A 23,152-nucleotide genomic window follows, 5' to 3' on the forward strand; every position below is an offset into this window, starting at 1 on the left:
ACAAACAACCATAAAGAATATGACACGTCAAGAACTCATTCAACAGATTAAGCAGAAGCGCAGTTTCCTCTGCGTAGGTTTGGATACAGACCCTAAGAAGATGCCCCAGTGCGTCTTCGACCTGCACGACCCCATTTTCGAATTCAACAAGGCCATCATCGATGCCACTGCCCCCTACTGTGTGGCTTACAAGCCCAACCTCGCTTTCTACGAGGCCTATGGTATCAAGGGTATGGAAGCTTTCGTGAAGACCTGCGAATATATCAAGGAGAATCACCCCAACCATCTGATTATCGCAGATGCCAAGCGTGGTGATATCGGTAACACCAGTCAGATGTATGCCCGCACGTTCTTCGAGGAATACAACATCGACGCACTGACCGTGGCACCATATATGGGTGAGGATTCCGTGACACCCTTCCTGCAGTACGAAGGCAAGTGGGTTATCCTGCTGGCCCTGACCAGCAACAAGGGTTCGCACGACTTCCAGCTCACGGAGGATGCCCAGGGCGAGCGTCTGTTTGAGAAAGTGCTGAAGAAGAGTCAGGAATGGGGCAACACCGACAACATGATGTATGTCGTAGGTGCCACTCAGGGCAAGATGTTCGAGGACATCCGCAAACTGGCTCCCGACCATTTCCTGCTTGTGCCTGGCGTAGGTGCCCAGGGCGGTTCTTTGCAGGAAGTATGCAAATATGGCATGAACAAAGACTGCGGTCTGCTGGTCAACTCCAGCCGTGGCATTATCTATGCCTCTAACGACGACCACTTTGCAGAAGTGGCAGGCAACAAAGCCCGCGAACTGCAACAGGAGATGGACGAGGAACTGACAAAAGCAGGTCTCTAAGTCTATCCTACAGGTTAAAAAAACATAAAAGTTTAGCATTATATCCGGTGCAATAGGTTCTATGTAATAGAAAATTAGTACCTTTGCACCCCGAAATGAGTCCGTGGAGGCAGGGTTAAGTGTGTACGGACGTGCACCGCCTTACGGAAAAAACCCTATTTACAAACAAAATCAAATGTACGCAATTGTAGAAATTCAGGGTCAGCAGTTTAAGGTTGAGGAGGGCAAGAAGCTCTTCGTGCACCACATCAAGGACGTGGAGGCAGGCAAGACTGTTGAGTTTGACAAAGTGCTGCTCGTAGATGCCGACGGCGCTGTCAAGGTTGGCGCACCCACCGTAGAAGGTGCAAAGGTAGTAGTAGAAGTAGTGAACCCGCTGGTAAAGGGCGACAAGGTGATTGTCTTCAAGATGAAGCGTCGCAAGGACTCTCGCAAGCGCAACGGTCATCGTGAGCAGTTCACTCAGGTAGAAGTTAAACAAGTAATCGCTTAAGGAGGAACAGCAGTATGGCACATAAGAAAGGTGTAGGTAGTTCTAAGAACGGCCGCGAAAGTGCAGCTCAGCGACTTGGTGTGAAAATCTGGGGTGGCCAGAAGTGTATCGCCGGCAACATCATCGTTCGTCAGCGTGGTACAAAGCACAACCCCGGTAACGGTGTTGCTATTGGTAAAGACGATACCCTCTATGCCCTCATTGATGGCACAGTGAACTTCCACAAGGGTAAGTTCAACAAGAGCATCGTTTCAGTAATACCCGAAGCTGCTGAAGCATAACACAACTTACAAACAAAAACACTTATTCCAAACAAACAACAGAGCCCTGTCTTTCGAGACAGGGCTTCTGCTTTATCTGTACCAGGGGATTTCCCTTAGAGCTTCACCGATTTCTTGGCGGGTTTACTCTCATTCTGCAAACGGTTCAGGGCTGTCACTACATAATAATACTTCGTGCGTCCATCCGTATATGGGAGTTTATAGAAGGTGTTCGACGTGATTGTCACAATCTTTGAAGGATCCTCAACATTCACCTTCTCACCCTTTGCAAAACGATAGACCACATATTTCGTGGCTTCGTCATTCCATTTCTTACTCTTTGGAGCAGTCCAGAACAGGATATAGCCATCGCTGGTCCATACGGGCTTCACCTTACGGGGCTTCCCTGGCTTTACTTTATCAATAAACGACATCTCAGGCTGCAAGGCAGGATGACGCCAGTAGTTCTGACGCAGCATCGTACCATAGTTGCCCGTATTATCCACAGCAGCCTTGGCATACCAGAGCACGGTACCCTTCACATTCTGCATCTGCTGGGTCAGACGATGCTTGGCCGCCTGCTGATGCTGGTTGGGATTCTGCAGGTCCTTGTTCTTCACCGTACGCTCGATATCCTCACCGATAAACAATGGACGGGCGCCAGCGTACTGGTTCCACCAACGGATCAGCGTCTCGTAATCGGCAGCCTTATTGCCAATCTCCCAGTAAATCTGAGGCACACAATAGTCAAGCCAGCCATTATTCACCCACATCAGCACATCAGCATACAAGTCATCATAGTTCTGCAAGCCGTTGGTATTACTGCCGATAGCAGCATTCTTCTTGTTACGGTAGATACCAAAAGGAGAGATACCCACCTTTACCCAAGGCTTCACGGCATGTACCGTCTCATAGAACTGCTTGATAAACAGGTCTACGTTATACCTGCGCCAGTCGCCACGATCCTTGATGCCATTACTATGAAGACGATACTGCGCATCATCAGGAATAATCTGTCCTGCTGCAGGATAAGGATAGAAATAGTCATCCATATGAATACCATCCACATCGTAACGGGCCACGATATCCTTGGCCACCTCACAGATATAGTCACGGTTCTCAGGAATACCAGGATTCAATATCTTCAGTCCGTCGTAGTCAAAACATCTCTCAGGATGCTGAATAGCCACATGAGTGGTAGCCAGTGCCGTTGTACCCTTTGTCTTCGCACGATAAGGATTGATCCACGCATGCAGCTCCATGCCACGCTGATGACACTGTTCAATCATCCACTGCAAGGGATCCCAATAAGGTGATGGTGCCTTACCCTGCTGACCTGTCAGGAAACGGCTCCAGGGTTCGATACTGCTCTGATAGAGTGCATCACACTCCGGACGCACCTGGAAGATAATCGCATTGACGCCATCCTTCTGGAGCTCATCCAACTGATACATCAGGGTCTGCTGCATCTTCTGCGTTCCCATGCCCTGGAACTGTCCGTTCACGCACTGGATCCAAGCACCACGAAACTCACGTTTTTTCTGGGCACTTACATTGATGGCCAAGAAAGCCAATAGAAAGACAAGTAGTTTTTTCATTCGAATAGTTTGGTTTTGCGGCGACGTGCCTCGTCGAGCGAGAGCAGTTGCTGCTGTTCTTGAATATATTGTTCGCGCAGGTGCGCATAAGTTCTGTTCAGTTCCTCGTTATACCCCTCTGCATCCGCCATCAGTCGCTGAGCCACCAGGGGATTCTGTGAGGCATCCTTCAGCCATACCACCGGACCGCCATATACCGGCGCAATCTTCAGTGCCACATGCAGTTCGCTGGTCGTAGCACCACCAATCATGATGGGTATATCCAGTCCGGCCTTCTTCAGTTCGCTGGCCACATTGACCATCTCTTCCAGACTGGGCGTGATCAATCCCGAGAGACCAATCATATCCACATGTTCCTCCTTGGCACGGGCCACTATCTGGTCGGCAGGCACCATCACGCCAAGGTCAATCACCTCGTAACCATTACAAGCCATGATAACCCCCACGATATTCTTACCAATATCATGAACGTCGCCCTTGACGGTAGCCAAAAGCACCTTCCTCTGATTCCCGGTTGTTCCCGTCCCTTCCGTTTTTCCAGAGTCAATAAACGGCTGCAGGATCTCCACCGCACGCTTCATCGTACGAGCCGTCTTCACCACCTGCGGCAGGAACATCTTTCCTTCTCCGAAGCGGCGTCCCACCTCGTTCATGCCAGCCATCAAAGGCCCCTCAATGATATCGACGGCACGCGGATACTTCGCCAATGCCTCCTTCAGGTCATCATCCAGATGTTCGCCGTTGCCCTTGATAAGTGCCTCCTGAAGACGCTCTTCGAGGTTCAGGCTAGCACTAGTTGAACTTGTCTGACTAGTTTCACTAGTATTCCCCGTCTCCCCCGTCAGCTCCATCAGTTGCTCCGCCGACTCCGGATGCCTGTTCAGCACCACATCCTCTATCAATGTCAGGTGATCTTGCGGGATGTCATCGTAAGTCACCTTGGCCGAAGGGTTTACGATACCAAAGTCCATACCGACCTGTATGGCATGATACAAGAACACGGCATGCATGGACTCACGTAGGTAGTTGTTGCCACGGAACGAGAACGACAGGTTGCTGACGCCGCCGCTGACATGCGCTCCAGGCAGATTCTGATGAATCCACTCCGTAGCACGGATAAAATCCAGCGCATAGGCATTATGCTCCTCCATACCCGTAGCAATAGCCAGCACGTTGGGGTCGAAGATGATATCCTGAGGCAGGAAACCCACCTTGTCAACCAACAGTCGGTAGGCCCTTTCTGCTATTTCAATCCTGCGCTCATACGAGGTAGCCTGTCCCTGTTCGTCGAAGCACATCACCACCACGGCAGCACCCATGCTCTTCACGTCGCGTGCATGACTCAGGAACACCTCCTCACCCTCTTTCAGGGAGATGGAGTTCACGATGCTCTTGCCCTGCACACACTTCAGGCCAGCCATAATCACATCCCACTTACTGGAGTCAATCATCACAGGCACACGGGCAATATCAGGCTCAGAAGCTATCAGGTTCAGGAAATGCACCATCTCTGCCTTCGCATCCAGCAGTCCGTCATCCATATTGACATCGATGACCATGGCACCATCCTCCACCTGTTTGCGTGCTATCTGCAAAGCCTCCTCGTAGCTCTTCTCCTTAATCAGTCGCAAGAACTTACGGGAACCGGCCACGTTACAGCGTTCGCCCACATTGACGAACGTAGCCTCGCCGGTATTCAGGAGTTCCAGGCCCGACAGCCATAGAGACGTCGGTTTCTCCACAGGCTGATGGGGCTCCTTACCCACCACCAACGGTGCATATTTCTCAATGAAGGCAGGTGTGGTACCACAGCAGCCACCCACGATATTTACGAGTTTCTCATCGATAAACTCGGCAATCTGCGGGGCCATCGTCTCCGGCGTCTCGTCATAGAGGCCCAGCGAGTTGGGCAAGCCGGCATTCGGATGACAACTAATATAATAAGGTGCACGACGACTCAGTTCCTTGAGATAAGGCTTCATCTGACGCGCACCAAACGAACAGTTCAGGCCAATACTGAAAATAGGATATGACGACACACTCGCCAGGAAAGCATCCAAGGTCTGTCCACTCAGCGTTCGTCCGGCAGCGTCACTGATCGTCACACTCACCATGATGGGAATGTCACGACCGTCAATGACCCTCACGGCCGCATCGATGGCAGCCTTGGCATTGAGCGTGTCAAAAACCGTCTCAATCAGGATGACATCCGCACCACCGTCTACCAGTCCGCCAATCTGCTCCATATAGGCCTCCAGAGCCTGGTCGTAAGTCAGCTCACGATAGGCCGGGTTCGACACGTCGGGCGACATCGAACAAGTCTTGTTCATAGGTCCTACAGAACCTGCAACAAAGCGGGGTTTTCCTGGTGTGGAATACTTCTCTGCCGCCTTCTTGGCGAGTCGTGCACTGGTTTCATTTATTTCTCTAACAAAATCGCATAACCCGTAGTCACTCTGTGAGATACGTTGTGCATTGAAAGTGTTGGTTGAAATAATGTCGGCACCAGCTTTCAGATACCTTTCATAGATATCACCAATCACGTCAGGACGCGTCAGATTCAGGATATCATTGTTACCCTTAATCAGTCCTAGCAGATCCTGAAAACGGTCTCCACGGAAGTCTTTTTCATCAAGTCCATACTCCTGAATGACAGAGCCCATGGCTCCGTCGAGAATCAGGATGCGTTTAGTTATTTCCTGTTGTATCATTTGTAAACCTTCATGGCGCGATCCATCTCGCGGCGGTCTTCTTTTTCCTTCAGCGTCTGACGCTTATCAAAAGCCTTTTTACCTTTACAAAGAGCGAGGTCCATCTTAGCCCTGCCGTTCTCGTCGATAAACACGAGTGTTGGTACGATGGTGTATCCAGTCTGTTTCGTAGCACTCTCCAGTCGGGCTATCTCACGCCTGGTCAGCAGCAACTTACGGTCACGCTTCTGTTCGTGATTATTATAAGAACCATAGAAATAAGGACTTATCGACATGCCCTTCACCCACATCTCACCATGGATGATGGTGCAATAAGTATCCACGAGACTTGCCTTACCAGCCCTGATCGACTTGATTTCGGTACCGGTAAGCACAATGCCCGCCGTAAATTCCTCAATGAAGAAATACTCGAATGAGGCCTTGCGGTTCTTTATCTGTACAGGACTCTTCTTACGGAGTTCCTCTTGTTGTTTATTCATTCTACTACAGCAAATTTCTCTATATTCCTGTCCACATAGTGGGCAATCTCATCCGTCCATCGCTCTTCGTTCTCGATGAACATATCGTCATAATCATCAAACTGCGGATGCTGTTCAAACAGCGCCATGAACTCCTCATCGGTACACTCAGCCTCCAGGGCCTCGCGATGCTCCAGCCACAACGTGTGCACTTCATACAGCATCTTCGACAGGTCGCGCATGCCCCACATCTTATTCAGCGCCTTGGCGAAGGGGTTCTTGAAGATAAAAGGACCGTAACCGTTATGGATCAGTTGCACGAAGCCGCCATCCATCACTTCCTGGTGAAGGGTGTCCCAACAGAGCAGCGTCACCTGGTCAGCATTCAACTCCTGCAGACTCTCCGCAGTAGGCTCTCCTCCCACGGCCTCTCTCAGTGCATCAATAAAGACTTGCAGGAAGGCATCCATGCCCTCCATTGCTGCTTTACTTAAATCCGCGTCTTTTACAATAATCTGTTTCATAGAGTGCAAAGGTACGTCTTTTTTTTCAAATACGTATGAAAATCTATAAAAAAAGGACTTGTCAACAAAAAATCACGCCAATATGTTTGGTGGTTCAGAAAATATATTGTAACTTTACACCCAAATTTCGAAACAATAACTAAAAGTTTAATTTTTTAATTCAACAAAACGATGAAAGCATTCAAGGCTTCACTATTCGGATTTGGTGCACTCATGGCTCTCACGATGATGTCGTGTGACCCCAAAACAGCACCTGTAGAGTTAACAGCATCGGGCCTTAACCCTGCTAAGTTTGACACTGTTGTCAATGGCGACACCGTGCGTCTTTACACCCTCAAGGGCGACAAGGGCATGGAGGTATGCATCACCAACTATGGTGCTCGTATCGTGTCTATGATGGTACCCGACAAGAACGACTCGCTCGTTGACGTAGTACTTGGCTTCGACAACATTGCCCAGTACATGGAGAAGACCACCGACTACGGTTCAAGCGTTGGCCGCTATGCCAACCGCATCAACATGGGTCGTTTCGTCCTCAATGGCGACACCATCCAGCTGAAGCAGAACGACAAGCACGACGGACGTGACCACTGTCTGCATGGCGGCGGTGATACGGGTTGGATGAACCAGATCTACAAGGCCGAGCAGATTGACGACCAGACATTGAAGCTGACCATCGTTGCTGAGGACGGCGAGAACGGATTCCCCGGCACCGTAACGGCAACTACCACTTATAAGATTGTCAATGGCAACACCATCGACATCACTTGGGAGGCTACCACCGACAAACCCACCATCATCAATCAGACCAACCACAACTACTACAACCTCTCTGGTGACTTCGAGGAGCCTGCAGGTGGTTTGAACCAGTGGTTGAGCGTGAATGCCGACTCGTTCACCGTGGCCGACGACTCTTACATGCCTACAGGTGAGATTCGTGCCGTAGAGGGTACCACGATGGACCTCCGCACCGAACATGCTATCATCGACGGTCTGGATCGTGAGTACGACCAGGTGGCTAATGCCAATGGCGGTTACGACCACAACTGGTGTCTGAACACCAAGGGTGATGACACAAAGGTTGCAGCCACGCTCTACAGTCCTAAGACCGGCATCTTCATGGAGATGTTCACCAACGAGCCAGGCGTACAGGTTTACACTGGCAACTTCCAGGGCATCCAGGGCGAGGAGAACGTGGTTCGCAAGCATGGCAAGCACTATCCTCAGTACATCTCTGTATGCTTGGAGAGCCAGAAGTACCCCGACAGCCCCAACCATCCTGAATGGCCCAGTCCCGTGCTGAACCCCGGCGAGAAGTACTACAGCCACGCTGCCTATAAGTTCTCTGTGAAATAATAGAACTAACAATACATATTAATAACAAAAAAAATTAAAACACATTCAACAAATGGATAAGATTATTCAGGCGTTAAGCAACAATGGCTTCGCATGGCAGGACTACATGGTCTTCGTCATCTACATCATCATCCTTGTTGGTATGGGACTGTTCCTGTCACGTACCAAGAAAGGCGAAGAGAAATCATCAACCGACTACTTCCTGGCAGGTAACACCCTGACATGGTGGGCTGTCGGTGCATCACTGATTGCAGCAAATATCTCTGCAGAACAGTTCATCGGTATGTCGGGTTCTGCCTTTGCATCTGGTATCGCTCCCGCTGCCTACGAGCTGATGGCTGCTGCCACACTGCTCGTTGTGGGTAAGTACCTGCTCCCACTGATGATTGAGAAGAAGATTTTCACCATTCCTCAGTTCCTGCGCGAGCGCTACAACTGGGGTGTAGGCTTTGCCTTCTCCCTGCTGTGGCTGTTCCTCTATGTATTCGTTAACCTCACATCAGTAGCATGGCTCGGTGCACTGGCTATCCAGCAGATCCTGGGCTTGCCTACCGACATGACCATCATGGTAGCAGGCATGGAGATCGACCAGGTTCGTATGGTCATCATCCTGTCTCTGTTTATCATTGCCGGTGTATACTCTATCTACGGTGGTCTGGCTTCTGTGGCATGGACCGACGTGATGCAGGTGACCTTCCTCGTTGGTGGTGGTCTGATTACTGCCTATGCTGCCCTCTCATTCATCGGTGGCGAGATGGGTATCGGTGGTGCCTGGGACACACTGGTACATATCAAGGACTATCTGGCACAGGATCCTGCAGATACGCACTTCAACCTGGTGGTGACGCGTAATGCCGAGGCTTATCCTGTGGTTCAGGACGACCCCTTCTTCACCAATCCTGGTATCGTGCTGATCTTCGGTGCCCTGTGGCTCACCAACCTGGGTTACTGGGGTTTCAACCAGTACATCATCCAGAAGGGTCTGGCTGCCAAGTCACTCGACGAGGCTAAGAAGGGTATGGTATTCGCTGCCTTCCTGAAGATTTTGATTCCCTTCATCGTATGTATCCCCGGTGTATGTGCATTCTATATCATGAACGCTCCTGAGTGTGCCGACCTGCGTGCTACGCTGGCTGGTTCTATCGGCCGTTCAGACGATGCATATCCCTTCCTGATCCGTAACTTCACACCTACGGTTGTCAAGGGTCTGTCATTCGCAGCTCTTGCCGCAGCCGTTATCTCTTCACTGGCTTCAATGTTCAACTCTACCTCTACCCTCTTCACGATGGATATCTACAAGCAGTTCATCAACAAGACTGCCTCTGAGAAGAAGTTGGTTACCGTTGGACGTCTCACCTCTGTATGCGCTCTGATCATCGCCCTGATTGCCGTATATCCCCTGATGGGTGGTATCGACCAGGCCTTCCAGTTCATCCAGGAGTATTCAGCCTTCGTATATCCTGGTGTAGTAGTTATCTTCGGCTTGGGTCTGTTGTGGAAGCGTGCCAGCGGTACAGCTGCCGTTGTCTGCGCCATCGGAACCTTCGCCTTCTCTATCATCTACAAGTTTGCCTTCCCCGACATGCCGTTCCTCGTACGTTCAGGTGTTGTGTTCATCACACTGGTTATCCTCTTCGTATGGATTTCACTGAAGAGCAAGAAGTCTGTACCTGCTGACGAACTCGACGAGCACACCGTCAAGACCCAGCTGTTCTGGAGCCATGTCATGTTTATCGTTGCAGCCATCTCACTGGCTCTCTGCATCGGTGGTTTCTTCAACGAGACTATGCACATGCTGGGCTTCGAGGGTGCCATGATCTTCTTTGCAGCCATCACTGCAACCATCGGTATCTACCTCCGTTCAAATGCTTTGGACAAGGTACAGGATCCAAAACTTGTAGCTATCGACCTCAAGATCTTCCAGACCGACCGCACTTTCAACATCGGTGCATTCGGTGTGATCATTATCTTAACCATTCTTTACATTGCCCTGTGGTAATCAGAAACTAGCTATGACCTATTATAAAGAATATTCGAAAGTCTGGGTGTCGGTCGACGTCATCATCTTCGGTTTCGACGAGAAGAAGCTGAAGGTGCTCGTTGGCCGTCGCCAGATGGATCCCGGACGCGGAGAATGGAGCCTCTACGGAGGCTTCGTCTCTGCCGACGAGAGCATCGACGAAGCTGCTAAGCGCACCCTTCGCGATCTCACAGGCCTCGACAACCTGTACATGCGTCAGGTAGGCGCCTTTGGTAGTATAGATCGCGACCCCGGAGAACGTGTGATATCTATCGCGTACTACGCCTTGATTAACGTGAAGGACTACGACGAGAAGGTGCGCAAGGAGCACGGTGTGGAATGGATTGACATCAATAGCATCCCCACCCTCTATTCCGACCACAACCTGATGGTGGACCAGGCTCTGCGCATCATGCGTCAGAAGATCAAGACGGCACCTATCAGCTTCCGTCTACTGCCTCAGCTGTTCACCCTCACGCAGTTGCAAACCCTTTATGAAGCTGTGGTTGGCGAGGAAGTCGACAAGCGCAACTTCCGCAAGCGTATCAAGGAAATGGACTTCATCGAGAAGACCAATCTGATTGATAAGAAATCATCGAAACGTGGTGCCGCCTTATACCGCTTTAATAATAAGGCGTTCAACGAAGACTCTAATTTTAAATTATAATCACTATGTTAGAAGAACTGAAACAGAAAGTATTCAAGGCCAATCTGGACCTGGTGAAGCAGGGCCTCGTTATCTTTACCTGGGGCAATGTCTCTGGTATCGACCGCGAGAAAGGTCTCGTTGTCATCAAACCCAGTGGCGTGAGCTACGACGAGATGAAGGCAGAGGATATGGTTGTTGTCGACCTCGAGAGCGGCAAGGTTGTTGAAGGCGACCTCAACCCCTCAAGCGACACCCCTACCCACCTTGTTCTCTATAAGGCATTCCCCAACATCCAGGGCGTGGTTCACACCCACTCTACCTATGCCACAGCCTTCGCTCAGGCAGGTAAGGACATCCCCAATATCGGCACCACCCATGCCGACTATTTCTACAAGGATATCCCCTGCACCCGCGATATGACCGAGGCCGAGGTGAAGGGTCAGTACGAGTTGGAGACCGGTAATGTCATCGTAGACGAGATCCTGAACATCCGTAAGATTAATCCCGACCACACACCTGCTGTGCTCGTGAAGAACCACGGTCCGTTCTCATGGGGTACCTCTCCCGACAATGCCGTTTACAACGCCAAGGTGATGGAGCAGTGCGCCAAGATGGCTTTCGTAGCCCTCAGCGTGAATCCCAACCTCACCATGAACCCTCTGTTGGTTGAGAAGCACTATATGCGTAAACACGGTCCCAATGCCTACTATGGTCAGAAGGGACAGAAACACTAATTATAACTAACATCAATACTAAGAAATGAAAGCATTTGAAAATTTAGAAATTTGGTGGGTCACAGGTGCTCAGCTTCTCTACGGAGGCGATGCCGTTGTAGCTGTTGACGGCCACTCAAAGGAGATGGTAGACGGTCTGAACAAGAGCGGCAATATCCCCGTGAAGATTGTATATAAAGGTACAGCCAACAGCTCTAAGGAGGTGGAGCAGATCATGCTCGCTGCCAATAACGACGCCAAGTGCGTAGGTATCATCACATGGATGCACACCTTCTCTCCCGCCAAGATGTGGATCAAGGGTCTGCAGCAGCTGCAGAAGCCCCTGTGCCACTTCCACACACAGTATAACGCCGAGATACCCTGGAGCGACATCGACATGGACTTCATGAACCTCAACCAGAGTGCTCACGGCGACATCGAGTTCGGACATATCTGCACTCGCATGCGTGTAGCCCGCAAGGTGGTTTGCGGTTACTGGAAGGATGAGAAGGCCCAGAAGCAGATTGCCGTATGGGCTCGCGTAGCAGCTGGTGTTGCTGATGCTCACAACGTACGCTGTCTGATGTTCGGTATGAACATGAACAATGTGGCCGTGACCGATGGCGACCGCGTGGAGTTCGAGCAGCGCCTGGGCTACCATGTGGACTACTACCCCGTATCATCTCTGATGGAGTACTTCAAGCAAGTTACCGACAAGGAGGCCGACGAGCTTGTTGAGGAGTATAAGAAACTCTACACCATCAAGATCGACGAGAGCGGTGAACAGGTTTACTGGGAGAAGGTGAAGAATGCTGCCAAGGCCGAGATTGCCCTGCGCCGCGTACTGAAGGACGAGGGCGCTACAGCCTTCACCACCAACTTCGACGACCTGGGTGATGCCAATATCGACGATCCCAACTTCTGCGGCTTCGACCAGATTCCCGGTCTGGCTTCACAGCGCCTGATGGCCGAGGGTATCGGTTTTGGTGCCGAGGGCGACTGGAAGACAGCCTGCCTCTATCGCACCCTTTACATCATCCAGCAGGGCATGCCTACCGGCTGCTCATTCCTGGAGGACTACACCCTCAACTTCGCCGGCGACAAGAGCTCATGCCTGCAGAGCCACATGCTCGAGGTTTGTCCTCTCATCGCTACCGACAAGCCCAAGCTCGAGGTTCACTTCCTCGGCATCGGTATCCGCAAGCAGCAGACCGCCCGTCTGGTGTTCACCTCAAAGACCGGTGCAGGTATCAAGGCCACCGTTGTGGACCTTGGCAACCGCTTCCGCCTGATTTCTCAGGAGGTAGAGTGCATCGAGCCCAAGCCCATGCCTAAGCTCCCCGTGGCTTCTGCCCTGTGGATTCCCCAGCCCAGCTTCGAGGTTGGCGCTGCCGCATGGATCCTGGCTGGTGGTACTCACCACAGTGCTTTCTCTTACGATATCAACGAGGAGTACTGGGAAGACTTCGCCGAGATGCTTGGCATTGAGTATGTGAAAATCAATAAGCAGACAAATATTGCCGACTTCAAGCAGACCCTCCGCAACAACGAGGTTTACTACATGCTGAACAAGGCACTCCGTTAATCTGATTACCCTATCAATAGAGCCTTCACCTGCGCTGCAACTCCCTCGTTGCCAGGCCGCCATGGTGAAGGCTCTTTTTTTGTGGGCTATTGTGATGTTAAAAATTGCATAAACATGTAGAAAAGTCGCAGATTATATGTAATTTTGTAGTCTCATTGATTGATGAGTTTTTTAGAGACTAAACGAAAAAGACTATATACAAAATGAAAAAGACTATGAAGAAATGGATGCGTACTGCCATGATGGTGGCAGTAATGGCAGGCTCGTCGGTACAAGCCAGTGCGAGTCAGGCGTTTACGCCCCTATGGTTGCGAGATGTGATGGTGAGCCCCGACGGACAGCAGGTGCTGTTCTGCTATAAGGGCGACATCTACAAAGTATCTACAAAAGGTGGCACAGCCGTGCAACTCACCACACACGACAGTTATGAATGCTCGCCCGTTTGGAGTGCCGATGGCAAGCAGATTGCCTTTGCCAGCGACCGTCACGGCAATCTCGACATCTTCACCATGTCTGCCGATGGCGGTTCGGCCACCCGTCTCACCTACAACAGTGTGGCCGAGGTGCCCCAGGCTTTCTCGCCCGACGGCAAGTGGGTGCTCTTTGGAGCAGCCATTCAGGACCCTGCAGCGAGTGTGATGTTCCCCGACAACACCCTGCCCGAATTATATAAGGTACCCGCGAAGGGCGGTCGCACCCTCCAGGTGCTGGGCACCCCTGCCGAGATGCTCAGTTTCGCTGCCGATGGCAAGAGCTTCTATTATCAGGACCGTAAGGGCTACGAGGACGAGTGGCGCAAACACCACACCTCTTCTATTACACGCGATGTGTGGTTCTACGATGCCAAGAGCGGTCAGCACACCAATATCACGGCCCATGCCGGTGAAGACCGCAACCCCGTGGCCAGTGCCGATGGCAAGACGCTCCACTTTCTCAGCGAACGCAATGGTGGCAGCATGAATGTGTATGCCCTGAATACTGGTGCAAATAACGGTCAGCAGCCCGTTGCCGTCACTACTTTCAAGACCCATCCCGTGCGTTTCCTCAGTGCAGCCCGCAATGGATTGCTGTGCTATACCTATAATGGTGAGATCTATACGCAGAAGAACGGCTCACAGCCTCAGAAGCTCAGCATCACGCTGACACGCGACGACGAACCCGTCATCTCCGACCTCACCTTCACCAGTGGTGCGCGCCAGGCTGTGGTGAGCCGTGATGGTAAGCAGGTGGCCTTCGTAGCCCGTGGCGAGGTGTTTGTCACCAGCACCGAGTATGCCACCACCCGTCGCATCTCTCAGACAGCTGGTGCCGAGGCCGATGTGGACTTCGCCCCCGATGGGCGCACCATCGTCTATGCCTCTGAGCGCAATGGCAACTGGCAACTCTATACGGCTAGCATCGTGCGCAAGGAAGACCTCAACTTTGCCAATGCCACGCTGATTAAAGAAGAGAGCGTGTTCCCCGAACTGCCAGCCCTGCAACTCAATGGTAAGCTCGACTTCTCGCAAGTAGAGCGCCAGTATCCTAAGTATAGCCCCGACGGCACAAAACTGGCATTCATCGAGGACCGCATCAAACTGAAGGTGGTCGACCTGAAGACCAAGAAGGTGACGCAGGTCACCGATGGCAGCAAGTGGTACCGTCAGGACGGTGGCTTCGACTATGAATGGAGTCCCGATGGCAAGTGGTTCGTGCTGAGCTATATAGCCAACAAGCGCGACCCCTATACCGACCAGGGCATTGTGAGTGCCGAGGGTGGCGAGATCCACCCCATCACGCAGAGCGGCTATATGAGTGGTCGCCCCCGTTGGGTGATGGATGGCAAGGCTATCATGTTCGAAAGCGAGCGCTACGGCATGCGCAGTCATGCCTCGTGGGGCAGTCAGGAGGACGTGTTCCTGGCGTTCCTCACACAGGATGCCTACGACCGTTATCGCCTGTCGCCCGAGGACTATGCCCTGCTCAAGGAGCTGGAGAAGGCTAAGCCCGAGAAGAAGGCCGATGCCGACAAGAAAGTTGATAAGAAAAGTAAGAACAAGAAGGACGACAAGAAGGCTGATGCCGACTCTGTGAAGACGCTCAAGATTGAGTTCGAGGGCATCGAAGACCGCATCGTGCGCCTCACGCCCAACAGCAGTCGCCTGGGCGATGCCATCGTGAGCAAGGATGGCGAGAGCCTCTACTACTTCGCTGCTTTCGAGGGTGCGCCCGACCTGTGGAAGATGGACCTGCGCAAGCACGAGACCAAGCTGCTGAGCAAGGGTGGCAGCGGTGTGCTCCAGATGGATAAGGACGGCAACCTCTATTCTTTGGGCAGCAGCATGAAGAAGATTGAGAAGGGCGACAAGATGACGACTATTGCCTACGATGCGCAGATGAAACTCGACCTCGCTGCCGAGCGCGAGTATCTGTTGCGCCATGTGGCCAAGCAAATCAACAAGAAGATTTTCCGCACCGACTATAATGGCTGCGACTGGGACCTCATGGTGAAAAACTATGCACGCTTCTTGCCACATATTGCTAACAACTACGACTTTGCCGAGCTGCTCAGCGAGTTGCTTGGCGAACTGAATGTGAGTCATACAGGTGGCCGTTTCCGCCCTGCTGCCAATGGCGACGCCACAGCCCAGTTGGGTCTGCTCTACGACCTCACCGAGGCTACCGACGGTCTGAAGATTACGGCCATTCTCGAAGGTGGTCCCTTCAGCAAGGCCAGCAGCAAGGTGAAGGTGGGCGATGTCGTCACGGCCATCAACGGACAGCCTCTGACCAAGGATACCGATCTGGCCCAACTGCTCAACCTCTGTCGTGGCAAGAAGACGCTCGTGAGTCTCAAGGGCAATGCCGGCACCTGGGACGAGGTAGTACTGCCTATCAGCCAGTCTGAACAGTCTGCCCTACTCTACAAGCGCTGGATCAAGAGTCGTGCTGCCGAGGTAGAGCGCCTGTCAAACGGTCGCCTGGGCTATGTGCATATCGAGGGTATGGACGATGCCAGCTTCCGTGATGTCTATTCCGACATTCTGGGCAAGTACAACCTCAAGGAGGGTATCGTCATCGACACCCGTCATAATGGTGGTGGCCGTCTGCACGAGGACATCGAAATCCTGTTCTCTGGTCATAAGTACTTCACGCAGGTTATCAGAGGTCGTGAGGTGTGCGACATGCCCAGCCGTCGCTATAATCACCCTAGCATCATGCTTCAGGCCGAGGGCAACTACAGTAATGCCCATGGCACACCTTGGGTATATAGTCATCAGAAGATTGGCAAACTGGTGGGTGCGCCCGTGCCAGGCACTATGAGTTCGGTCAACTGGGAGACCATGCAAGACCCCACGCTCATTTTCGGTGTGCCTGTAATTGGCTATCAGCTGCCCGACGGCACCTATCTGGAGAACACCCAGCTGGAGCCCGACGTGCCCGTGCTCAACAAGCCCGAGACCGTTGTCAAGGGTGTTGACCTGCAGTTGGAAGCCGCTGTGCGCGAGTTGCTCAAACAACTGTAATCGAACCATTCATACTCGACGGCATTCCTCACATAAAAATGCTGTGGCATGAATAAAAAAAATAGGGCTGCTACCAACCGGGTAACAGCCCTATTTTTTTATTAACACTTTTCCCATTTTTTAAACCTCTTTTCTGCAGTAAAATCAAACAAAGAGCGCCCTTCTCACGAAGAACGCTCTTTCTAAGCTAATGAGTGAGACACCTCTCACAGTGAATGTTATATATAATGAAAGATTTATGTTATTTGTTTCGCATAAGATAAGGATGCGGCGGCGGCAAGGGTATCCCCTCTTTCTGTCTTCTTTCCCTGACAATCCTGTCACGCACGCCCTTAAAGTTATCAACCATCTTCGAGTAATCAGGACGATACTTGAAATGATATTGAGACTCCATTTTCTGCTCCTTGTGACGAAGAATAACCGACTGGCAACTGGCGGTGTCCTTATCCTGCTTGCTGTCTAAGGACATCTGCATCAGATGCGGCTTGGAACGGTGATACAGGCTTATGTCAAATTCAACGGTCAAAGGCGGGAGCTTGGGAAAGTGGTCTGCATGCTTCCATGAGATGGCGGGGGATGTCTGTGCCATCGCCATAGGGCAGCACAGGAAGATAGTGACCAACAGTATTCCAACTTTTCTCAATTTCATATGCATTATTTTTTTATAGACTTACCATAACTGCAACCGCTTCTCCTTGGGGATGAAGAGCTTGTCGCCCTCCTTGATGCCGAAGGCCTCGTACCAGGCGTCGATATGAGGCAGGGCACCATTGATGCGCCAGCGGCCCTGGGAGTGAACATCGATGATGGTGAGGTGACGCAACCCGGCATCGGTGATGTTTTGCGCCCAGACATTGGTGTATGACAAGAAGAAACGCTGGTCGGCAGTGAATCCGTCGATGGCGGGCAGCGTCTTAACGGCGTTCTTGTAGGCCGTCCATGCCACCTGCAGGCCACCATGGTCGGCCAGGTTCTCACCCAGCGTCATGCGCCCGTTGGCATGCAGACCAGGCAGCACCTCGATAGCATCGAAGAAGTCGGCATACATATCGGCCTTCTCACGGAACTTCGCGGCATCTTCGGGTGTCCACCAGTCGCGCAAGTTGCCGTCCTGGTCGTAGAGACGCCCCTGGTCGTCGAAGCCGTGGGTCATCTCGTGGCCGATAACCACGCCGATGGCACCATAGTTGACAGCATCGTCGGCTTCCAGATCGAAGAAGGGCGGCTGCAGGATGCCGGCAGGGAAACATATCTCGTTGGTGGTGGGGTTATAGTAGGCGTTGACGGTCTGTGGCGTCAACTGCCATACAGTGGGATCCACAGGGTTGCCGGCCTTACGCCTGACATTCTCCGCATTCCAGTAGCGTTTACACAGCATGACGTTCTCAGCGTACGACTTGCTGTTGTCGATGTGCAAGGCGCTCATGTCGGTCCACTTGTCGGGATAGCCCACCTTCACGATGAAGGCGGCGAGTTTCTCCTTGGCGGCGGCCTTGGTGGCAGCACTCATCCAATCCTGTGCGTCAATGCGCTGGGCAAGGGCCACCTGCAGGTTGCTGACCAACTCAAGCATGCGCTCCTTGGCGGCGGCAGGAAAATACTTCTCGACAAACAACTTGCCTATAGCCTCGCCCATCAGGTAGTCCATTTGAGAAGAGACGCGCTGCCACAGGGGATAGTCCTGCTGACGTCCCGTGAGCACACGTCCGAAAAAGTCGAAGTAGATGGCCTCCGCGGTGTCGTCAAGGCATTGGGCGTAGTCTTTGATTTCCGTCCACTCCATGTAGTCACGGTACTCGTCGGCAGTCATCGCAGCCAAAAGTTGGTCGGCACCGGCAAAGAAGTCGGGCTGTTCCACCACAAGCTCCTGAATATAAGCCGACGGCACGTCAATGGCTCTCATCAGTTTCTCCAGCTGGATATGGGGATAGGCAGCGTTAAACTGAGCCAGCGACATCTTGTTGTAGTTGGCCTCGGGGTCGCGCAGTTCGGTCTGAGAGCGGCTCACCTTGGCCAGTTCGGTCTCCGTATGCATCACGTTCTCCATCTTCTGCGAAGCCTGCTGTTCGGTGAATCCGAAGTGCTGGAACATCTTGGCGATGGTCTGTTTGTAGGCCTCGCGGATGTCGGTGGTGGCGGCGTCGGTGTTGAGGTAGTACTCTTTCTGCCCCATCCCTATGCCACCCTGTTTCACCTTCAGTATATTCTGCGTGGCGTTCTTCGGGTCGGCAGAAAAATTGGTGTAGAAGAATGCATAGAGGTTCTCCGGTACCAGTTGCAACTGAATCTGGAACAACTGCTCCACCGTGGTGGCCTGCTCCATCTGACCGATAATGCCCATCAGCGGCTCCACGCCCTGCTGGTTGCGGCGCTGACTGTCCATGCCCATTCGGTAGAGGTCGGCCAGTTTCTGCTCCGTAGAGCCCTCGGCAAAGTGAGCTGTCTGCAGGTCATCAAGGATAGTCTTGAGGCGCGCCTGGTTATCCTCTGACAACTTTTCAAAGTTGCCGTAGCGCGAATAGGCTGCGGGCAGCGGATGATTTTTCATCCACCCGCCACAGGCATACTGATAGAAATCATCACCAGGACGTACTGACGTGTCGAGGTTTGACAGGTCGATGCCCGACGGCTGCTGCCCCTGCTGCGTGGTATCGTCGTCGGTGCAGGCGGTGAAGCCCAGCACCACGATGGCCATTGCCATCAGATAGGAAATCTTCTTCATTCTCTAAATATTTTATTTCACCTACATGCAGAAAAATCAGTTGCCAGTGGTGCAGAACTGGAGGGCACGCTCCAGCTGCGTGTCACGACCAGTGGTGGTGTAGAGGGAGACATTGAAATCGACCTCGATGTCGGGAGTGACGCCTACACCCTCAAGGATCTGCTTATCCTTGGTCAAGGTGACCATCTGGGGGATGTAGAGGAAGACGGGAGTCACGTTCATCTGGCCAATGACACCGGCATAGTTCTGATAGTAGACGAAGGGATCGGTGACGAGCGAGCAGACGCCGCCATGGGTGCGCTTGCCGATAAATGTGCCGTTGGGCAGGCTCTGACAGCTCAAGGTGGTCATCTCGGCCATGCTGACGGAGGCGCAGTTGGCAAGCACGACAATCGGTTCGGTGATGGTCTCGTGGGCTGTTTCAAGGGTCTTCACCTTGAAGGGCGACAGCGGCGAGTAGTCGTAGCGCCCCACCCCACGCTTGAAGCGCGAGTAGCCTGCCTGGAACCCTCCGCTGGGCAACATGCTGCCCAGGACGAATTGGAAGTCGTTGAGCATGCCGCCGCCATTGTTGCGCAGGTCGATGATGACACCCTTGAGCTGGCCGCTGGCATGGAGCTGCTGCACCTTGTCATACCACGCCTTCCATGTCTGCTGCACGCCCAGGGCAAGAAACTGTGTGATGGCATCTTTCTGGCCGAACAACTCCTGCAGATACTCGTCAACGACATAGGGCGAGAGATTGAAACCGTCGAGATAGAGGTAGGCAATATTCTCCTTGAAGAGGGCATACTTCACGGTAATGCCAAAATCACCCGCATCAGCAGTATGGGTATCGGCCTCCTTGTAGTCCAGGATCTGGTTGCCCGTGCCGCCAAACGCAGCAGGGAGATAGGCACTCAGGTTGTGCGTGGTATTCTGCGTAGCCTCAAAGTCATCGCGTTCTTTGCTGCGTGTGTAGCTGGGACTGGCCGCAACGAAAGTACCCGTGAGATGGTTCTGCATCTGAGCCACGAAATGGCCATCGTGCAGGGGTGCCACAGTCTCATCGAGCAGTTTGCGGAGCTCCTCGTCCGTGACGTCGTTACGCTGGTCGAGGGCCTCGTATTTAGGCAGGTACTCATCGTAGACGGCATCCCAGTCAACCCCCTGGCTACGCTCATAGTCCCAGATGCCATAGTTCTGGTCGAGGGCTTTCCATAGCACCTTGAACTTACCGGCAAAACTCTTTCGTGCCTTTTCAAATGCCAGTCCGTCGTTGAAGGCATAATTCTGCAGGGCGTCGCTCTCTTCGCGACAGCTGGTGACCATCACCAGCAGGAGCATAGCTCCTAAAATCATTATCTTGTTTTTCATATTGTAATTCATAATTGCGGAAGCAAATTTTTCACTTTTCACTTTTCACTATTCCCTTAAAAGTAGTACATCACTCCTGCTTGCAGTCCCAGCGTGGAGTGGTAGCGCTTGTCCTTGAGGTGAGGCTGCTCCTTGCGGAAGCTGGTGGTGCTGTAGTAGTAGCGGGCCTCAACCTGGGCACCCCAGTGACGGGCAAAATGGTACTCCAGTCCCAGGCCACCCACGAAGCCGCAGTCCCAGCGCTGGTCGCGGTCGTTGTCGAAGTCCACATCCTCATCAAAGTCGTAGGTATAGTCAGACACATTATTAAAATCCGTACCTTTGCGATGGCTGTTGAGCCAGTAGCCGCCATACACACCCACGTTGCAGAAGCCACGGAGCTTCTCGCCGCCGAAGCCAAACGATGCCATGACGGGCATCAGGAGATAGTTGTTAGTGTACTTGTAGTCCTGCTGGTCGTAAACCACACGCGTCTGACGATAGTTTTTCTGCGTCCAGTCCAGTTCGGCACGCACACCCAGCCAGTCGTTGAAGTCGTACTGTCCCATCAGACCGAAGTTCACGCCACTGCGGTCCTTATACACAAGGTCGGTCATGTACTGTTTGTCAATGGTAGGATGGTTGTAGGACATTCCTACGTTGGCACCCACACGCCACTGGGCAAAGGCCAGCGAAGGCAGCATCAGTGCCAGAAAAATAATGGTTCTTTTCATCGGGTTTAAATTTTTTATTGATTGCATAAATTCTTACTAAAGTTTCGCAAGTGATGGCGCACCTGCATAATTTAACATAAAATAGGAATAAAAATGGCTTCGAAGTTTGCTCAACTCACTGAAAATGAGTAACTTTATAGTCGCCAAACAATAAAGTTCAAACTTAGAAGCCGTGAGCAAAGGTACAACAATTATTTCAGATTTGAGAAGCTTTTTCTCAGAAAATGAGAATAACCGTGCAATTAATGCGATTATGAGAGTGATGGAGTGCATAAACATACGTCCGGAGCAGATAGGGCCAGAGAAGAAAGAGAACTGCAAGTTCACGAACGTGCAGGTCCTTAATCTTTTGATGCTGTTCCCTTTCTTCGTCGTCAGGAATGCATACCGGTACTCTGGCTCTTCATTAAGCCGCTTGTTCTGTTGTGAGAAGGACATGTTCTATCGTTTTATGAATGATGGTGATATCAAGTGGCGCAAACTGCTGTATGCGATGAACCTCCAGCTGCTGCGTAAGATCAGCCGTAGCACCGAGGCTGAGCATGACAAGCCTGTCTGCCTGATTATCGATGACACAGACGCTCCAAAGAGTGGTCGCAAGAGTGAACTTATCGGCAAGGTTTTCTCTCATATCCAACATAAGAGCATCCTCGGCTACAAATGTCTGACGCTGCTTCTGTGCGATGGCATGAGCCAATTGTTTCTCGATTTCTCGCTTCATGGTGAAGAAGGCAGTAATCCTGACAAGAAGCAAGGGTTGACGGACAAGCAACGCAGTGAGCGTTTCTCTGCCGACTATACGGGGCAATGTGTTGAGGAGCGCATAAAAGAATACACCATGAAGAAGACTGACAAGGCAATCGAGATGGTGAAGTACGCTATCAAGCGTGGAATACGTTTCGACTATCTGCTGGTTGACAGTTGGTTTACCAGTGCAGACTTCGTTCGCCTGATTACCAGCCGCCACATCAAGTGTCATTTGATTGGTATGATAAAGATTGGAAAAACCAAATACCACACCCAGTGGGGTGATTTGACTGCTAAGCAGATTATCAAGAAGCTCCAGAAGCAGGGTCTCACCAAACATAACAGGACACTCAGATGTACCTACTGCACCATCGATGTGAAGTTTGCAGGTACCACCGTGCGTTTGTTCTTCTCGAAACGAGGCAGGAATGGGCTTTGGAATGGATTGCTCACTACGGACCTCTCGCTTAGTTTTCTCAAAGCATACAGGACGTACGCTATCCGCTGGACTACCGAGGTGGCTTATCACGACCAGAAGCAACTGCTCGACTTCGGCAGATGTCAGAGCGTACACTTCTCTGCACAGATTGCCAGCTTTACGCTGATCATGATGCAGTACAACATACTTTGCACGGTGAAGCGGTTTGAAGCCTACGAAACCGTCGGGGCGCTCTTCCGTGATACCACTGGCAACACTCTCGAGCTGTCCGCTTCGGACAGGATATGGGAACTTATATTGGACACCATCCTGGAAATCGCAGAGATGATCTCTGCCGATGCCAGTGAACTGCTTTCTGCGGTTATTGATGCCAATCCTAAGTTCCATAAGCTATATCAAATGTATAAATTAGTCGCTTGATGAATGAATATTCACTTGCGAAAGTTCAGATTCTT

At 51.8% G+C, this 23,152-nt stretch carries 18 protein-coding genes; 10 read left to right on the top strand and 8 right to left on the bottom strand.

The features are described from left to right. Positions 1–19: 19 nt before the first annotated feature. From pyrF to rpmA, 3 genes are all read left to right on the top strand, one after another. The gene (gene pyrF, locus L6468_RS07965) at positions 20–847 is read left to right on the top strand and encodes an orotidine-5'-phosphate decarboxylase (RefSeq protein ID WP_091854129.1); all 828 of its coding nucleotides are present in this window, start codon (positions 20–22) and stop codon (positions 845–847) included. Between the two features lie 175 nt (positions 848–1,022). Then, on the top strand, positions 1,023–1,340 hold the full coding sequence (rplU, locus tag L6468_RS07970) for a 50S ribosomal protein L21 (RefSeq protein ID WP_091818280.1): 318 nt from the start codon (positions 1,023–1,025) through the stop codon (positions 1,338–1,340). A 14-nt stretch (positions 1,341–1,354) separates the two neighbouring features. After that, entirely contained in the window at positions 1,355–1,621 is a 267-nt protein-coding gene (rpmA, locus tag L6468_RS07975; RefSeq protein ID WP_091818282.1) for a 50S ribosomal protein L27, read from the top strand. A 95-nt stretch (positions 1,622–1,716) separates the two neighbouring features. Here the strand turns inward: rpmA and L6468_RS07980 are convergent, their stop codons facing one another. The 4 genes from L6468_RS07980 to L6468_RS07995 are packed head-to-tail and all read right to left on the bottom strand — an operon-like array spanning position 1,717 to position 6,891. Further along, on the bottom strand, positions 1,717–3,198 hold the full coding sequence (locus L6468_RS07980; RefSeq protein WP_237792860.1) for a glycoside hydrolase family 10-like protein: 1,482 nt from the start codon (positions 3,196–3,198) through the stop codon (positions 1,717–1,719). Next, positions 3,195–5,909 carry a methionine synthase gene (gene metH / locus L6468_RS07985; RefSeq protein ID WP_237792861.1) on the bottom strand — a complete coding sequence of 905 codons (2,715 nt, stop codon included), beginning with the start codon at positions 5,907–5,909 and terminating at the stop codon, positions 3,195–3,197. Before metH ends, L6468_RS07980 begins: the two co-directional genes overlap by 4 nt. After that, complete coding sequence (smpB, locus tag L6468_RS07990; protein WP_091818288.1) at positions 5,906–6,388, bottom strand: SsrA-binding protein SmpB; 483 nt, start codon at positions 6,386–6,388, stop codon at positions 5,906–5,908. The genes metH and smpB overlap by 4 nt, the downstream gene beginning before the upstream one ends. Continuing rightward, positions 6,385–6,891 (bottom strand): DMP19 family protein, encoded by a 507-nt coding sequence (locus tag L6468_RS07995; RefSeq protein WP_091818290.1) that lies wholly within the window; start codon positions 6,889–6,891, stop codon positions 6,385–6,387. Before L6468_RS07995 ends, smpB begins: the two co-directional genes overlap by 4 nt. 171 nt (positions 6,892–7,062) lie before the next feature. On the opposite strand from L6468_RS07995, the gene L6468_RS08000 reads away from it, so the two are divergent. From L6468_RS08000 to L6468_RS08025, 6 genes are all read left to right on the top strand, one after another. After that, a complete protein-coding gene (locus L6468_RS08000) occupies positions 7,063–8,247 on the top strand; it encodes an aldose epimerase family protein (RefSeq protein ID WP_237792862.1) in 1,185 nt (394 codons plus the stop codon). A 52-nt stretch (positions 8,248–8,299) separates the two neighbouring features. After that, positions 8,300–10,246, top strand: a complete 1,947-nt coding sequence (locus tag L6468_RS08005; RefSeq protein ID WP_091818294.1) for a sodium:solute symporter family transporter — start codon at positions 8,300–8,302, stop codon at positions 10,244–10,246. 13 nt (positions 10,247–10,259) lie between these two features. Further along, positions 10,260–10,934, top strand: a complete 675-nt coding sequence (locus tag L6468_RS08010; RefSeq protein ID WP_091818297.1) for an NUDIX hydrolase — start codon at positions 10,260–10,262, stop codon at positions 10,932–10,934. 5 nt (positions 10,935–10,939) lie between these two features. Then, positions 10,940–11,650, top strand: a complete 711-nt coding sequence (locus L6468_RS08015) for an L-ribulose-5-phosphate 4-epimerase (RefSeq protein ID WP_091818298.1) — start codon at positions 10,940–10,942, stop codon at positions 11,648–11,650. Between the two features lie 25 nt (positions 11,651–11,675). Further along, a complete protein-coding gene (gene araA, locus L6468_RS08020) occupies positions 11,676–13,214 on the top strand; it encodes an L-arabinose isomerase (protein ID WP_091818300.1) in 1,539 nt (512 codons plus the stop codon). A 215-nt stretch (positions 13,215–13,429) separates the two neighbouring features. Next, positions 13,430–16,720: a S41 family peptidase gene (locus tag L6468_RS08025; RefSeq protein ID WP_237796661.1), complete on the top strand. Its 3,291-nt coding sequence runs from the start codon at positions 13,430–13,432 to the stop codon at positions 16,718–16,720. 241 nt (positions 16,721–16,961) lie between these two features. Here L6468_RS08025 and L6468_RS08030 read toward each other — a convergent pair whose 3' ends face one another. From L6468_RS08030 to L6468_RS08045, 4 genes are read right to left on the bottom strand one after another with little or no spacing between them, the layout of a single operon-like run. Continuing rightward, a complete protein-coding gene (locus tag L6468_RS08030; RefSeq protein WP_237792863.1) occupies positions 16,962–17,363 on the bottom strand; it encodes a hypothetical protein in 402 nt (133 codons plus the stop codon). A gap of 27 nt (positions 17,364–17,390) precedes the next feature. Then, entirely contained in the window at positions 17,391–19,442 is a 2,052-nt protein-coding gene (locus tag L6468_RS08035; RefSeq protein ID WP_237792864.1) for a M13 family metallopeptidase, read from the bottom strand. A gap of 36 nt (positions 19,443–19,478) precedes the next feature. Beyond that, positions 19,479–20,798: a S41 family peptidase gene (locus L6468_RS08040; protein WP_237792865.1), complete on the bottom strand. Its 1,320-nt coding sequence runs from the start codon at positions 20,796–20,798 to the stop codon at positions 19,479–19,481. Positions 20,799–20,854: 56 nt separating this feature from the next. Further along, on the bottom strand, positions 20,855–21,511 hold the full coding sequence (locus L6468_RS08045) for a porin family protein (protein WP_237792866.1): 657 nt from the start codon (positions 21,509–21,511) through the stop codon (positions 20,855–20,857). A gap of 172 nt (positions 21,512–21,683) precedes the next feature. Between L6468_RS08045 and L6468_RS08050 the strand changes: the two genes are divergently transcribed. Beyond that, positions 21,684–23,117 (top strand): IS4 family transposase, encoded by a 1,434-nt coding sequence (locus L6468_RS08050; RefSeq protein ID WP_431356549.1) that lies wholly within the window; start codon positions 21,684–21,686, stop codon positions 23,115–23,117. Positions 23,118–23,152 lie beyond the last annotated feature (35 nt).

This window comes from Prevotella communis (genome assembly GCF_022024115.1).
Classification (GTDB): domain Bacteria; phylum Bacteroidota; class Bacteroidia; order Bacteroidales; family Bacteroidaceae; genus Prevotella; species Prevotella communis.

Bases quoted from the DNA above. Each gene is read 5' to 3' on its own strand.
- pyrF (WP_091854129.1), top strand. From the start codon at position 20: ATGACACGTCAAGAACTCATTCAACAGATTAAGCAGAAGCGCAGTTTC.
- rplU (WP_091818280.1), top strand. From the start codon at position 1,023: ATGTACGCAATTGTAGAAATTCAGGGTCAGCAGTTTAAGGTTGAGGAG.
- rpmA (WP_091818282.1), top strand. From the start codon at position 1,355: ATGGCACATAAGAAAGGTGTAGGTAGTTCTAAGAACGGCCGCGAAAGT.
- L6468_RS07980 (WP_237792860.1), bottom strand. From the start codon at position 3,198: ATGAAAAAACTACTTGTCTTTCTATTGGCTTTCTTGGCCATCAATGTA.
- metH (WP_237792861.1), bottom strand. From the start codon at position 5,909: ATGATACAACAGGAAATAACTAAACGCATCCTGATTCTCGACGGAGCC.
- smpB (WP_091818288.1), bottom strand. From the start codon at position 6,388: ATGAATAAACAACAAGAGGAACTCCGTAAGAAGAGTCCTGTACAGATA.
- L6468_RS07995 (WP_091818290.1), bottom strand. From the start codon at position 6,891: ATGAAACAGATTATTGTAAAAGACGCGGATTTAAGTAAAGCAGCAATG.
- L6468_RS08000 (WP_237792862.1), top strand. From the start codon at position 7,063: ATGAAAGCATTCAAGGCTTCACTATTCGGATTTGGTGCACTCATGGCT.
- L6468_RS08005 (WP_091818294.1), top strand. From the start codon at position 8,300: ATGGATAAGATTATTCAGGCGTTAAGCAACAATGGCTTCGCATGGCAG.
- L6468_RS08010 (WP_091818297.1), top strand. From the start codon at position 10,260: ATGACCTATTATAAAGAATATTCGAAAGTCTGGGTGTCGGTCGACGTC.
- L6468_RS08015 (WP_091818298.1), top strand. From the start codon at position 10,940: ATGTTAGAAGAACTGAAACAGAAAGTATTCAAGGCCAATCTGGACCTG.
- araA (WP_091818300.1), top strand. From the start codon at position 11,676: ATGAAAGCATTTGAAAATTTAGAAATTTGGTGGGTCACAGGTGCTCAG.
- L6468_RS08025 (WP_237796661.1), top strand. From the start codon at position 13,430: ATGAAGAAATGGATGCGTACTGCCATGATGGTGGCAGTAATGGCAGGC.
- L6468_RS08035 (WP_237792864.1), bottom strand. From the start codon at position 19,442: ATGAAGAAGATTTCCTATCTGATGGCAATGGCCATCGTGGTGCTGGGC.
- L6468_RS08040 (WP_237792865.1), bottom strand. From the start codon at position 20,798: ATGAAAAACAAGATAATGATTTTAGGAGCTATGCTCCTGCTGGTGATG.
- L6468_RS08045 (WP_237792866.1), bottom strand. From the start codon at position 21,511: ATGAAAAGAACCATTATTTTTCTGGCACTGATGCTGCCTTCGCTGGCC.